Genomic DNA, 12,658 nt, shown 5'->3' with positions numbered 1-12,658 from the left:
GCTGGGCACGCTGGGGCTCGTGCTGGGCGGGGTGGTGCCCTCCGCGCAGTGGGGCGCTTCCGGCTGGCTGTGGTGGATGGCGGACCTGCTGGGCATGCTGCTGGTGACGCCGGTGCTGCTCTTGCGCAGGCCGCGGCGCATGGCTCGCTCGTGGGAGGCGCTGCTGCTCACGGCGCTGACGGTCATGGTGTGCGTGGGCGTCTTCGCCTTCCCTCGGCCGGGCTCCGGCGCGGCGCACGCGATGACGTTCCTGCTCTTCCCGCTGATGGCCTGGGCGGCCCTGGGCTTCGGGCAGCGGGGGGCGGCGCTGTCCTCCCTCTCCATCGCGCTGGCGGCCATCGCCGGCACGGCGCGGGAGCTGGGCCCGTTCTTCACGGTGGACCTGCCGCACCGGGGGCTGGTGGTGCTGCAGCTCTTCATCGGCATCACCGCGCTGACGGGCCTGCTGCTCGCGGCGGCGCGCGCGGAGCGCCGCCAGGCGGTGGAGCTGCTGGAGTTGTTGGCCACCACCGTGCGCGCGGTGCACGAGGGCGTGCTCATCTGTGAGGTGCGCGAGTCGGGCGGCCTCCACACCGTCTTCGTCAACGAGGCCCTGTGCGCGCTGGTGGGCCGGCGGCGCGAGGAGCTCGTCGGCGCGGCGCCCGGGGAGCTGCTGGCGTCCGCGGACGGCGGGGACCGGCAGCGGCTGTTGGAGGCGCTGCGCGAGGAGCGTTCGCTGCGCGCGGAGGTGGTGCTGACGCGGCCGGACGGCACGCGGGTGTGGAGCGAGATGCAGCTGTCCCCGGTGCGCGCCAACGGCCAGGCCGTGACGCACTTCGTGGCGACCCACCGCGACGTCACCGCGACCAAGGAGCTGCAGGCGCGGCTGGTGGCCGCCGAGCGCGTGGCGGCCGTGGGCACGCTCGCCGCGGGCGTGGGCCATGAAATCAACAACCCGCTGGCCTACCTGGCGCTGAACCTGGAGGCCGCTCGCAGGAACCTCGCGGCGGAAGGGGCGCAGGCTCCGTCAGGCGTGCGCGACGCGCTCGCCAGCGTGCGCGGGGCCCAGGAGGGCGCGGAGCGCATCCGCCTCATCGTCCGGGACCTGCAGGTGTTCAGCCGCGAGGACGCGCCGGAGCGCGGCCTGGTGGACCTGAACGCGCTGGTGCCGCCCGCGGTGCGCGTGGTGCTGCACGCCCTACGCTCGCGCGCGCGGCTGGTGGAGGACTTCGGGCCGGTGCCGCGCGTGCTGGGCAGCGAGGCGCGGTTGGGGCAGGTGCTGCTCAACCTGCTGGTGAACGCCCTGCAGGCCATCCCGGATGGAGACCCCGGCCGCCACGAGGTGCGCGTGCGCACCCGCACGGACGCGTCCGGCCATGCGCGCGTGGAGGTGGAGGACACGGGCGGCGGCATCCCGCCGGACGTGCTGCCGCGCATCTTCGACCCGTTCTTCACCACCAAGGGGAGCGACGAGGGCACCGGCCTGGGGCTCGCCATCTGTCAGCAGATCGTCCGCATGCACGGAGGCGACCTGAGCGTGCACAGCGTGCCGGGCCAGGGCGCCACCTTCACGCTGCTCCTGCCGCCCGCGCCGGTGCAGAGCGCGGGGAGTCCGCCGTCGCTGCACGCGGTGGCGCGCGACGAGGAGGCTCCAGCGCCGGCGGCCTCCGGGCGGCGCGGGCGGGTGCTCATCGTGGACGACGAGCCCCGGCTGGCGCAGTCCATGCGCCTGCTCCTGGAGCCTGGCCACGAGGTCGTCACCGTCACGCGCGGAGAGGACGCGCTGGCGAAGGTGGCCGCGGGCGAGTCCTTCGACGTGGTGCTGTGCGACCTTCAGATGCCGGGCATGGACGGCATCGCCGTGTATCGGTGGCTCCAGCAGGAGGCGCCCGCGCTGGCGTCGCGGATGGTGTTCATCTCCGGCGGAGCGTCATCGCCGGAGGCGCGCGCGTTCGTGGAGACGGTGGCCCTCCGGGTGCTGGAGAAGCCGGTGCGCCCGGACGTGCTGCTGTCCACGGTGGAGGAGGTGCTGGAGGGCAGCCCCTCCAAGGTGGCGGCGCGTGGCGCGGTGGGCGGCACGCGCCGCGGCCAGGCCCTCTGAGTCACCTCAGACGCGCAGCCACTTGCGGGCGGTGGGGCCGAAGAAGCGCACCACGCTGCCCACCAGGAAGAAGCGCACCGAACGGCCGATGACGGACGCCAGCAGGAAGCGCTCCAGCGGCACCGACACCAGGCCGCTGCCGATGGCGACGATCTTGAACGGCGTGGGCAGGACGGAGCACAGCAGCGCCAGCACCCAGAAGTTGCGCCCCAGGAGCTCGCCCACCGTGCCGGACACGCCGAAGCGGTCCACGCGCACGTCCAGGTCGATGTGCAGCAACTGGGTGATGCCCTCGCCCACGAACGCCCCCAGCCCGTAGCCGATGAGGCCGCCCACCAGGCTCGCCAGGGTGCCCAGCAGGCAGTAGCGCACCCACTTCTTCGGCTGGGCCAGTACCATGGGGACCAGCACCGCGAAGGGCGGGATGGGGAAGACGGAACCATCCACCACCGACACCGCCATCATCGTGGCGAGCGCATGCGGGGTGGAGGAGGCGGCCTCCACGCGCTGGTACAACCGGCGGTACCAGGACAGCTTCGGGGCGTCAGCGGCCGGGGAGGCCGGGGAGGTCTGGGGGGAAGGCTCGGTAGAGGACATTCGGGGGCGCACCCTAGCGGAACCCGGGGCCCTTGCCACCGGTACCCCGGGCCCGGATGCCTGCTTGATAGGAATGCGCCCCATGCCCCGGGGGCTTACACACGGGAAGGGTGACCATGACCGCACAAGAAACCGTGGAACGCGCCGCCGGTGCGCTGAAGGTGTTTCCCCTGCCGTCGGCGGTCCTGTTCCCGCACACCGTGATTCCCCTGCACATCTTCGAGCCGCGCTACCGGGCGCTGGTGAAGGACGCCCTCGCCACGGACCGGGTGCTGGCGCTGGGCCAGCTGGAGCCGGGCTGGGAGGGCAACTACGAGGGTCGTCCGCCGCTGCAACCCCTGATGTGCGCGGGCGTCATCGTCTGGGACGAACAGGTGGAGGACGGGCGCTACAACATCCTCCTGCAGGGCGTCAGCCGGGTGCGGATGGTGAAGGAGCTGTCTCCGGACACGCTCTACCGTCAGGTGCGCGCCCAGGTGCTGGCGGATCCGCTCTACACCGGGCCGGAGGAGGAGCAGCTGCGCCAGGCCGTCTTCGAGCTGGCGGGCAGGGTGCCGCCCTCGTTCGCGGAGAGCCTGATGCCGGTGGCCGCGCGCGCCGGTGGGGGCATGCTGGCGGACGTGGTGGCGTCCGCGCTGGTGCCGGAGCCCGGACGGCGGCAGGAGCTGCTGGGCGAGCTGGACGTGCGCCGCCGCCTGGAGCAGGTGCTGGTGGACGTGAGCGACCTCTTGAGCCAGTTGCAGCCGGTGCGCCCCAGCGGACCGCTGAACTAGCTCCGGCCCTCCCGGCGGGGGAACTGAACGCCCCGGGGCCCCAAGGCCGCATCATCCGCTTGCCCTGGCCCCCCCATGCGCGCATTGCTCAGGGGCGTCACGCCTTCTTGAGGGAGAGCGACGCACCATGCGGCTCGTGAAGATTGGCATCGCCAGCGTCAACACCACCGTGGGCGCCTTCCAGGCGAACACCGACCGGGTGCTGGACCTGGCGAGGAAGATGGCGGCGGACGACGTCACGCTGGGCGTCTTCCCCGAACAAGTGATTGCCGGCTACCCCGCGGAGGACCTGGTCCAGTGGCAGGGCTTCATCGACCACCAGTGGCCGCAGCTGGAGCGCTTCGCGAAGGAGACCGCGGCGCTGCCCTTGGTGAGCATCCTGGGCGTGGGCGTGGCCCACCAGGGCGTGCGCCTCAACTGTGCGGCGGTGGTGGCGGGCGGCAAGGTGCTGGGCCTGGTGCCGAAGGAGAAGCTGCCCACGTACAACGTCTTCTACGAGGGCCGCACCTTCGGCCACGGCCAGCCGGGCATGGCGGAGACGCACCGGGGCGTGCCGCTGGGTGACTCCCTCTTCCAGTTCGACTTCGGCACGCTGGCGCCGGAGGTGTGCGAGGACATCTGGAGCGCGGACGGCCCCATGCGCCGGCGCGCGTACTCCGGCGGCGAGCTGGTGGTGAACCTGTCCGCGTCCCCCTTCCGGCTGGGCTTCTGGGAGACGCGCCGCGAGCTCATCGCCACGCGCGCGTCCGACCACCAGGTGACCATCGCGTACGCGAACGCGGTGGGCAGCAACGACGGCCTCATCTTCGACGGCGGCGGCTTCATCAACCAGAACGGCCGCCACGTGCTGGAGACGCCGCGCTTCCAGCAGGGCTTCAGCTCCGCCGTGGTGGACCTGGACCGCACGCTGCGCCTGCGCACGGAGAACACCACCTGGCGCGTGGACCGCGAGGACTGGGTGACGGCCGGTGGCAGGAAGGTGCCCACCCTGGACTGCACGCAGGCGGTGAAGACGCAGCGCCAGAAGCTGACGTACCCCGTGCCCGCGCACCGCAGCTTCTTCCTGCCCGCGCCGGACACCCGCCGCACCGCGCGCGTGGCGCTGTGCGAGGACATCCTGGACGCGCTGTCGCTGGGCGTGGGCGACTACTTCGAGAAGACGCGCGCCTTCAAGCTGTTCGGCATCGCGCTGTCGGGCGGACGGGACTCGCTGCTCACGCTGCTCATCGCGCACCGGTACGCGAAGCGCGCGCGGCCGGACAACCCGGGCTCGCTCATCCAGGCGTTCTACATGCCCAGCCCGTACTCCAGTCAGCAGACGCGTGACGCGGCGGAGACCATCGCGCGCGAATTGGGCGTGCCCTTCCAGGTGGTCTCCATCGAAGAGGCCTTCGAGCGGGAGAAGGCCGCCGCCCAGACGATGCTGGGCGAAACGAAGCTCACCCCCATCACCGAGCAGAACATCCAGGCCCGCATCCGCGCCCAGCGCATGTGGAACTGGAGCAACTCCTGCGGCGGCCTGTTCCTTCAGACGGGCAACATGAGCGAGAAGTCCGTGGGCTACACCACCATCGGCGGCGACCTGATGGGCGCGCTCGCGGTCATCGCCAACGTGCCCAAGACGGTGGTGATGTACCTGCTGGACTACCTGCAGGAGACCACCGGCTACGAGGGCATCCGCAAGGTGCTCGCCAAGCCCGCCGGTCCGGAGCTGGCGCATGATCAGGTGGGTGAGGAGGAGCTCATGCCCTTCCCCATCCTGGACGCGTGCTTCTACCTGCACGCGGGCGAGAAGCTCACCCCGTCGGAGATGCGCACGGCGCTCACCGCGATGTTCCCGGAGGTGGATGCGGACCGGCTGGGCGGGTACGTGGACCGCTTCGTGCGCCTGTTCCATCAGTCCATCTACAAGTGGGTGCAGGCGCCGCTGTCGCTGCACATCGGCAACCTGGACCTGGACCGCGAGCGCGCATTGCAATTGCCTGTCGTCACCGGTTCGGCCTGGCTGCGCGAAGCGTGACGGACGTCTATTGACGTCTGTCTTTGACGGTGGACGGGGAGGCGTCCGAGCCCTCCGTCCCCGTGAAGTGGCTCTGAAACCACGCCTTGCCCCCTGGGGGGCAGGCGGGCAGGTCAGCTGTCTTTGACCGCCCGGGCAAGGCTTGCCGGATGTCCCGCTCAAGACAACCTTCATGTCAGTCAGTCGACGATGGAGGGTTGGATGAAAGCGAAGATTCTGGCGGGCGCCATCGCGGCGCTCATGTATGGGACGGGCGCGGGTGCGGCGGAGAAGGATTGCCCTCCAGGGCAGGCCGCTGTCCCCAAGGACCAGCAGCACAAGGACACGACGTCGCAATCCTCTCAGGGTGGGGTCCAGGAGGAGGACCTCCTCATCGAGGAGGCGCCGGTGGATGAATCGCTTCAGGGCACGGGCGGCAGCGGGTCGCTCGATGACTCCTCGAAGAGCAGCAAGCACCCGGGCACCAGCGACCAGGGCCTGAGCAGCTCCGGTGGCAGCGGCGTGGTCTACCTGAACACGCCGATGCGCTGCGAGCCGGTGAACCCGCAAGGGGTGGGCGGCAGTGGCTCCAGCGGCACCATGCCGCAGAACGAACCGATCGCGCCGCCTCCCCCGGCGCCGCCTCCCGCGGCGGCGCCTCCTGCTCCGCCTCCGCCTCCGTCCGGCACGAGCAGCGGCGGCATGAGCCAGAGCGAGAGCGCGCCGTACGGCCATGAGGCCACGGGCGGCAGCGGAGTGACCACGCCGCCTCCCACGAGCTACCAGCCCTCGGCGTCAGCCAATGAGGAAGTGCAGCCGCTGGAGGTGGAGAAGAAGAGCAAGAACGCCAAGAGGGGCCTGACGCTCCTCATCGGTGGCGGTGTGGAAGGCTACACCGGCGCCCTGGCTCCGCAGCTCGCCCCCGGTCCCTCCGCGGCCGTGACGGCGTCGCTCAAGCCGACGTCCGTGCTGGGTGTCGAAGTCGGCTACTCCGGCGCCTTGAACAACATCAAGAACGCCGGCTCCTTGGGCGCGGATACCGGCCCGGACCTGGTGCGCAACGGTGGCCAGGCGGCCCTGACGCTCGCCATCACGCCGACGGCGGTGCAGCCGTACCTGCTGGGCGGCATCGGCATCAGCAACTACCACTTCCGCGGCGGTGAGGCGCTCGGCTACAGCGACGACACCGTGGGCAACGTCCCGGCGGGCGTGGGCGTGCGCGGCCACTTCGGCCACTTCACCGCGGACCTGCGTGGCTACTACAACTTCCTGTTCGACAAGCAGTTCGCTCCGGACATCGCTCCGGGCGGCAGCGACCCGTCGGGCGGTGGTAGCTACACGACCACGCTGAACGTGGGTGGCACGTTCTGACCTGAGGTCCGTGGCAGGAGCTGACGGCGGGGTGTCCGGAATCATCCGGAGCCCCGCCGTCACTTTATTCCGGTCCGGGGCTGGGCATTCAGGGAGGCGGGAGGCTGCGTCCGGCATTAGAGTGCGCATCTTTCCACGGCGGATTCCCGCCTTGAGGAGGAGCCTGGCATGAGCTTGGGAGTGGAAGACGTGAAGGTCGGGACCGGGACGGAAGCGGTCGCTGGCAAGCGGGTGACGGTGCACTACGTGGGCACCCTCACGGACGGCAAGAAGTTCGACAGCAGCCGGGACCGCGGTCAGGGCTTCACCTTCGGGCTGGGCGCGGGCCAGGTCATCCAGGGCTGGGACCAGGGCGTCGCGGGCATGAAGGTGGGCGGCGTCCGCAAGCTCACCATCCCGCCGGAGCTGGGCTACGGCTCGCGCGGCGCGGCCGGTGTGATTCCCCCCAACGCCACCCTCTTGTTCGAGGTGGAGCTGTTGGACGTTCGGTAGGAGGACTTCATGGCGACGCTCGAAATCACGAAGGACAATTTCAAGGAGACGGTGGGCAAGAGCGGCATCGTCATCCTGGACTGGTGGGCGACCTGGTGTGGTCCCTGCCGCGCGTTCGCGCCCATCTTCGAGAGCACCTCCAACAAGCACGCGGACGTCGTGTTCGGGAAGATCGACACCGACGCGCAGCCGGAGCTGTCCGGTGCTTTCGAGATCCGCTCCATCCCCACGCTGATGGTGTTCCGGGACGGCATCCTCCTGTTCGAGCAGCCGGGCGCGATGCCGGCGGCGGCGCTGGAGGATCTGCTCCGGCAGGTCCGCGGGCTGAACATGGATGACGTGCGGCGCGAGGTCGAAGAGCAGCGCGCCGCGAAGGAAGCGCCCAAGGCCTGACGCCTCCGCCGGGGCCTTCCCGCGTGACGGGGAGGCCCTACGGCGCGGCGACGGTGCAGACGCCGCCGCCGTTGAGGTGCGCCTGATCCACGATGCTCTGGGTGACGAACTCCTGGAGCGTGCGAAGGGCGTAGGCGCCGGGCTGGTAGACGACAGGCTGGCCCTGGGCGTCGCGCAGCTCGCCGCCGTCCAGCCCGCGCAGGTCGAGCAGGTCCTGGGACGCCAGTCCCTCTGGCGTGATGGCGTGGTTCGCGTCCGCGGTGGCGGCGATGGCCTCGAAGCGCAGCTGCACGCCGCGGTGGGTGCCCAGCCGGTCGTAGAACATGTGCTCGGCGTGGATGGTGACCTCCGCCTCCGCCATGGAGCTCTCCGGCACGACGATGCCCTGGGTGCCGTCCACGCCGTTGATGCAGTCCACCATCCGCGCGTCGACGGGGAAGCCCATGCGGAAGGTGTAGAGGCCCAGCGTGGGGTCGCGGTTCTGCGCGCGGCCCTCCACGAAGTAGCTGAAGCCGCGCTCGCGCATCATCGTCAGGTCCTCCGCGGACACGGACGTGCCCGCCACGGTGCGTGCCTCCGGGGGGCTCACGCGGAAGGCCACGCCGTAGCGCCCCGCCTCCAGGCCCGTGAGGCCGGTGAGCGGCACGTCCCCCTTCTGCACGTCCACCAGCAGGTGCTCCGTCGTCGCGTGCACGTCGCCGGCCGCGGACGTGAGGGTGAAGTCGCCCAGGGACACCAGGTACTTCGTGAACTGCACGGACCAGCCGTCCTGGAAGAGGTGATCCGCGTAGCCGCGCTGCGTGCCGTCCCCGCCGCTCAACGACACCCGCACGTCGCCCCGCGCCACGGCGTCACCGCAGCCGGAGGCCATGAGCGCCAGCGCGCCTGGCAGCAGACCCCGGGTCCACTTGCTTCGTCGGTTCATGCATCCGGTTGGTATTTGTAACTATGTTGCAAGTCAAGTCTGGGTTGCGATATCCACGGACGGCCGTTGGAAAGGCTGCCCGTGCCGGGTGGACCCCGAAGGCCGAGGTCGTTGCCCGTGTTCATCCCGACGCTGGTGCTCTGGCTGTTGAGCGCGTCGCCCGAAGCGCCCGTGACGCCGCCCGTTCCCGTGGAGGCACCACCGCCCGTGATGCCGGCGGACGTCCCGCCGTTGACGGAGGCCGTGCGGGTGCTGCTGCGGCTGACCATCGACAGTGGGGGAGAGGTGTCCCAGGTGGAGGTCCAGGAGTCCGGGGGCACCGCGTTCGACCGGGCCGCGATGGCGGCGGCCCTGCGCTGGCGCTTCGAGCCTGCGCGCCAGGGAGAAGAGCCGCTGGAGGTGCGGGTGGACGTGCCGGTGATGTTCGAGCCGGTGGCCCTGTCGCCTGTGGTGGAGGTGGAGGTGGAGGAGCCCGCGCCCCCTCCGAAGCCGGAGCCACCCGCGTTCTCCACCACGGTGCGTGGGCAGTCCGCAGCGCCGCCTCCGGTCGCCGTGGGGGACTTCCACATCACGGTGGGGCAGCTGGCGGACGTGCCTCGCAATTCAGCCACGGACCTGATGCTGCTGGCGCCGGGGGTGATGCTGGCCAACCACGGCGGGGAAGGGCACGCGGAGACCGTCTACCTGCGCGGCTTCGACGCGGGCGAAGGCAAGGACGTGGAGATCCGCCTGGATGGGGTGCCCCTCAACGAGGTCTCCAACGCCCACGGTCACGGCTACGCGGACACGTACTTCATCATCCCGGAGCTGGTGCAGTCCCTGCGCGTGACGGAGGGTCCGTATGATCCATCCCAGGGCGACTTCGGCGTCGCGGGCACCGTGGAGTACCAGCTGGGGTTGGAGCAGCGGGGCATCACCGCGTCCGCCAGCTACGGCGGGTTCGCGTCGCGCCGGCTGTCCCTGGTGTGGGGCCCGCCCGAGTCCACCGCCGCCACCTTCGTCGGCGTGCTGCTGCGCCAGGGGCACGGCTTCGGTCCCAACCGCGCATACGCGAACGCGGGCCTGATGGCCCAGACGGAGCTGCGCCTGGGCCCGGAGACGAAGCTGCGCCTGTTCGGCGCGAGCTACGGCGCGCGCTATGGCTCCGCGGGCGTGGTGCGGGAGACGGACGTCGTGGACGCTCGGCTGCCGTGTGAGCCGGACGCGGACTCGCAGTTCTTCTGCCTCTACGACCCGAACCAGGGCGGCGCGAGCCAGCGCCACATCGCCTCCGTGGAGCTGACGTCCCGGTTGGAGCGCGGAGGCCGCTTCGTACAGCAGGCCTTCGCCATCGCCCGGCGGATGCGCAGCCGCGAGAACTTCACCGGCTTCCTCCAGGATACGCCTCCCATCGGCGAGGCCCAGCGCGGCGACAACACGGAGCAGTCCTATCAGGGCACCACCGTGGGCCTGCGCGGCCGCTACACGCCGGGCCTCATCTGGTGGGGCCAGCCGCAGCCGGTGGAGCTGGGCTACGTGGCCCGCTACGACAACGTGCACACCCGCGCGCGGCGCCTGCGCGACAAGGGCGGCGCGCCCTACGCCACCGTGTTCGACAACCAGGTGCGCGTGACGAACCTGGGCGCATACCTGTCCTTGCGAGGCGCGCCGCTGGAGTGGCTCACGCTGCGCGGCGGCGTGCGCGTGGACACGTTCCTGTTCGGCGTGGAGGACCTGAACCGGCCGGCGGAGGACCGGCAGGGGGCTCGCATCCCGGAGGAGTCCGTGGAGGCCTACGGCTTCTTCGCCAGCCCTCGCGCCAGCGCGGAGGTGCGCCTGACGCCGCGCCTCACGTGGTTGACCAGCGCGGGCCTGGGGGCGCGCTCCAGCGACGCGGCGGGCCTGTCCGACGCGGAGTTCGCGCCCTACGCGCGAGTGACGTCCGGGGAGACGGGCCTGGGCTGGCGGTGGGGCGACGGTCCGTCGTCGCTGGAGCTGCGGAGCGCCGTGTTCGCCACGCGCGTGTCGCTGGACCTGGTGTTCAGCGAGACGACGGGGCGCAACCAGCCCATTGGCCCGTCGCAGCGGCTGGGCGCGTTCGGCAGCGCGCGCTTCCAGTGGGAGCAACACCTGGACGTGCAGGCGAGCCTCGCGTGGGCCCGCGCGACGCAGCCGCTGCCCGGGGCGCCCTCATGGAGGATGTGGGACGGCGCGGTGTTGCCGTACATCCCGCAGGTGCTGGGGCGCGTGGATGCGTCTTGGCGGGGCACGGCCACCGTGGCCCGGCAGCCGGTGGGGTGGAGCGTGGCGCTGGGGCACAGCGCCATCGGGCCCAAGCCCCTGCCGTTGGATCGCTACAGCGAGTCCATCTTCCTCTTCGACGTGGCGGCCCGCGCGCGCTGGCGCGCCGTGGAGCTGGGCCTGTCGGTGGAGAACCTGCTGGACGCGCGCTGGCGGGAGTCCGAGTTCAACTATGTGTCCAACTTCCGCGGCCCCGACGCGCCCGCGTCCCTGCTGGCCACGCGCCACTTCTCCGCCGGTGCACCTCGCACCGTGCGCGGCACCCTCACCGTGTACCTGGACCTCCAGGAGGACCGGCCATGAAGCACTACTCGCGTCGTGCCTTCACGTGGATGTTGGGCGGAGCGCTCGCGGCGGGCTGTGGCCTGTCCGGCACTGGAGGTCGGAGCATCACCTTCCGCATGGGGCTGCGCACGGCGCTCGCGTCCGGTGAGTCCACCGTCGGCGCCTTCACGACCGACACCGACTGGCGCGTGACGCTCACCACCGCGCGCCTGGTGCTGGGGCCCATCTATCTGTTCGAGAAGGCCTCGCCCCTCCAGCCCCAGGCCCTGTTGCGCCGCCTGGGAGACGTGCTGCTGCCCACCGCGCACGCGCACGAAGGGGACTTCTTCTCCGGAGGTCGCGTGCTGGGCGAGTGGGACCGCGAGGTGGTCTTCGACCTGCTCGCGGACGCAGGGCAGGCGCGCGTGTTGGGGCGCTCCCCTGGCATCGCGGGCATGGCGCGGTCGCTGTCGCTGCTGCTCCAGCCGCCGTCGAGCGCCCTGGGAGCGGAGGCGGACGTGATGCAGGGGCGCTCCTTGTTCCTGGAGGGCGTCGCGACCCAGGACTCGGCACGCGTGCCCTTCCGCGTCGCGATGGACTTCCCGCCGCCCGTGGAGCTCCAGCGCGTGGACTTCGTGCCCATCGAGGTGGACCTGGATGACGAGGGCCTCTTCGTCCTGGAGCCGCAGCCGCACCGCTGGTTCACCGGCGCGCGCTTCGAGCGGCTGACGGTGCCCGCGGATGGGACGCCGGTGGACGTGGGGACGGACACCCAGGTGTACCGGGCGCTGAGCGTCAACGTGCGCCGCTTCGACGCGTTCACGGGCGCGTGGGAACCCGCGGCGTGATTCACACCTGCGTCCAGAACGGCGCCAGCACCAGGTCCGCCTTGCCGAAGGGGTCGGCGCGCACGCGGTCCTCGCTCACGAAGGTGTTCAGCAGCACCCAGCGCTCATGGTCCTGGCGGAACACCTCCACCACGCGGTGCACGGGGTTGATGATCCACGCGTTGCGGATGCCCGCGCGGGCGTAGCGCGGCAGCTTGATGGTCAGGTCCAGCTTCGCGGTGGCGGGCGAAAGCACCTCGCAGACCCAATCCGGCACGCGGTCGATGAACGAGCCATCCGGCAGTGTCGGCGGCCGTCCGCTCATCCAGCCCGCCAGGTCCGGGACGAGCACGTCCTCGCCCAACAGCAGCCGGGGCTCGGAGGTCCACCACCAGCCCTCCGGCGCGCGTCCCATGAGCGGCGTCATGCCCTGCTTGCGCGCGATGGGCGGCGACGAGACGTAGAGGATGCCATCCAGTGCTTCGCCCACCAGGTAGTGGGGCAACGTCTGCACTTCCTCGTGAGGGGCGAGCGTCCTTCGGGGAGCGGCGTGGCGCATGCGGTAGGCCTCCGGATCCGAGAGATACCGTCACCGTAGCGGGCAGACCTTCACGCGGCATTGGACCGGCGGGGTGGCCCACCTTGTCCTGGTGGACG

General features: G+C 71.1%; 11 protein-coding genes. 8 read left to right on the top strand and 3 right to left on the bottom strand.

The genetic code is table 11. From position 1 onward, the window contains the following. A partial coding sequence (locus D7X99_RS23635) for an ATP-binding protein (RefSeq protein WP_121779756.1) occupies positions 1 to 2,080 on the top strand: 2,080 nt, incomplete at its 5' end. A gap of 6 nt (positions 2,081 to 2,086) precedes the next feature. On the opposite strand, the gene D7X99_RS23630 is transcribed toward D7X99_RS23635, so the two are convergent. Beyond that, the gene (locus tag D7X99_RS23630) at positions 2,087 to 2,677 is read right to left on the bottom strand and encodes a YqaA family protein (protein WP_121779755.1); all 591 of its coding nucleotides are present in this window, start codon (positions 2,675 to 2,677) and stop codon (positions 2,087 to 2,089) included. A gap of 116 nt (positions 2,678 to 2,793) precedes the next feature. On the opposite strand from D7X99_RS23630, the gene D7X99_RS23625 reads away from it, so the two are divergent. From D7X99_RS23625 to trxA, 5 genes are all read left to right on the top strand, one after another. After that, positions 2,794 to 3,450: an LON peptidase substrate-binding domain-containing protein gene (locus D7X99_RS23625; protein WP_121779754.1), complete on the top strand. Its 657-nt coding sequence runs from the start codon at positions 2,794 to 2,796 to the stop codon at positions 3,448 to 3,450. Positions 3,451 to 3,577: 127 nt separating this feature from the next. Further along, positions 3,578 to 5,470 (top strand): NAD(+) synthase, encoded by a 1,893-nt coding sequence (gene nadE, locus D7X99_RS23620; RefSeq protein WP_121779753.1) that lies wholly within the window; start codon positions 3,578 to 3,580, stop codon positions 5,468 to 5,470. A 201-nt stretch (positions 5,471 to 5,671) separates the two neighbouring features. Further along, complete coding sequence (locus tag D7X99_RS23615; protein WP_169831358.1) at positions 5,672 to 6,820, top strand: hypothetical protein; 1,149 nt, start codon at positions 5,672 to 5,674, stop codon at positions 6,818 to 6,820. A gap of 168 nt (positions 6,821 to 6,988) precedes the next feature. Then, complete coding sequence (locus D7X99_RS23610) at positions 6,989 to 7,312, top strand: FKBP-type peptidyl-prolyl cis-trans isomerase (RefSeq protein WP_120595922.1); 324 nt, start codon at positions 6,989 to 6,991, stop codon at positions 7,310 to 7,312. A 9-nt stretch (positions 7,313 to 7,321) separates the two neighbouring features. Beyond that, positions 7,322 to 7,705, top strand: coding sequence for a thioredoxin (gene trxA / locus D7X99_RS23605; RefSeq protein WP_121779751.1), 384 nt, complete (start codon positions 7,322 to 7,324; stop codon positions 7,703 to 7,705). Positions 7,706 to 7,742: 37 nt separating this feature from the next. On the opposite strand, the gene D7X99_RS23600 is transcribed toward trxA, so the two are convergent. Next, positions 7,743 to 8,630, bottom strand: a complete 888-nt coding sequence (locus tag D7X99_RS23600) for a hypothetical protein (protein ID WP_121779750.1) — start codon at positions 8,628 to 8,630, stop codon at positions 7,743 to 7,745. A 117-nt stretch (positions 8,631 to 8,747) separates the two neighbouring features. Here D7X99_RS23600 and D7X99_RS23595 point away from each other — a divergent pair, with 117 nt between their 5' ends. Beyond that, a complete protein-coding gene (locus D7X99_RS23595; protein ID WP_121779757.1) occupies positions 8,748 to 11,213 on the top strand; it encodes a TonB-dependent receptor in 2,466 nt (821 codons plus the stop codon). Continuing rightward, complete coding sequence (locus tag D7X99_RS23590; protein ID WP_121779749.1) at positions 11,210 to 12,022, top strand: hypothetical protein; 813 nt, start codon at positions 11,210 to 11,212, stop codon at positions 12,020 to 12,022. Before D7X99_RS23595 ends, D7X99_RS23590 begins: the two co-directional genes overlap by 4 nt. 1 nt (position 12,023) lies before the next feature. Here D7X99_RS23590 and D7X99_RS23585 read toward each other — a convergent pair whose 3' ends face one another. Next, positions 12,024 to 12,560 carry a Uma2 family endonuclease gene (locus tag D7X99_RS23585; protein ID WP_121779748.1) on the bottom strand — a complete coding sequence of 179 codons (537 nt, stop codon included), beginning with the start codon at positions 12,558 to 12,560 and terminating at the stop codon, positions 12,024 to 12,026. Positions 12,561 to 12,658: the final 98 nt, after the last annotated feature.

The organism is Corallococcus sp. AB032C, from assembly GCF_003668935.1.
Taxonomy (GTDB): domain Bacteria; phylum Myxococcota; class Myxococcia; order Myxococcales; family Myxococcaceae; genus Corallococcus; species Corallococcus exiguus.
The sequence above is the reverse complement of the archived record's forward strand: the minus strand, read 5'-3'. Positions and strand labels throughout refer to the sequence as shown.

What these genes read in the sequence shown, in the direction of transcription:
- nadE (WP_121779753.1), top strand. Translation starts at nt 3,578, where the DNA reads ATGCGGCTCGTGAAGATTGGCATCGCCAGCGTCAACACCACCGTGGGC.
- D7X99_RS23585 (WP_121779748.1), bottom strand. Translation starts at nt 12,560, where the DNA reads ATGCGCCACGCCGCTCCCCGAAGGACGCTCGCCCCTCACGAGGAAGTG.
- trxA (WP_121779751.1), top strand. Translation starts at nt 7,322, where the DNA reads ATGGCGACGCTCGAAATCACGAAGGACAATTTCAAGGAGACGGTGGGC.
- D7X99_RS23625 (WP_121779754.1), top strand. Translation starts at nt 2,794, where the DNA reads ATGACCGCACAAGAAACCGTGGAACGCGCCGCCGGTGCGCTGAAGGTG.
- D7X99_RS23590 (WP_121779749.1), top strand. Translation starts at nt 11,210, where the DNA reads ATGAAGCACTACTCGCGTCGTGCCTTCACGTGGATGTTGGGCGGAGCG.
- D7X99_RS23600 (WP_121779750.1), bottom strand. Translation starts at nt 8,630, where the DNA reads ATGAACCGACGAAGCAAGTGGACCCGGGGTCTGCTGCCAGGCGCGCTG.
- D7X99_RS23610 (WP_120595922.1), top strand. Translation starts at nt 6,989, where the DNA reads ATGAGCTTGGGAGTGGAAGACGTGAAGGTCGGGACCGGGACGGAAGCG.
- D7X99_RS23630 (WP_121779755.1), bottom strand. Translation starts at nt 2,677, where the DNA reads ATGTCCTCTACCGAGCCTTCCCCCCAGACCTCCCCGGCCTCCCCGGCC.
- D7X99_RS23615 (WP_169831358.1), top strand. Translation starts at nt 5,672, where the DNA reads ATGAAAGCGAAGATTCTGGCGGGCGCCATCGCGGCGCTCATGTATGGG.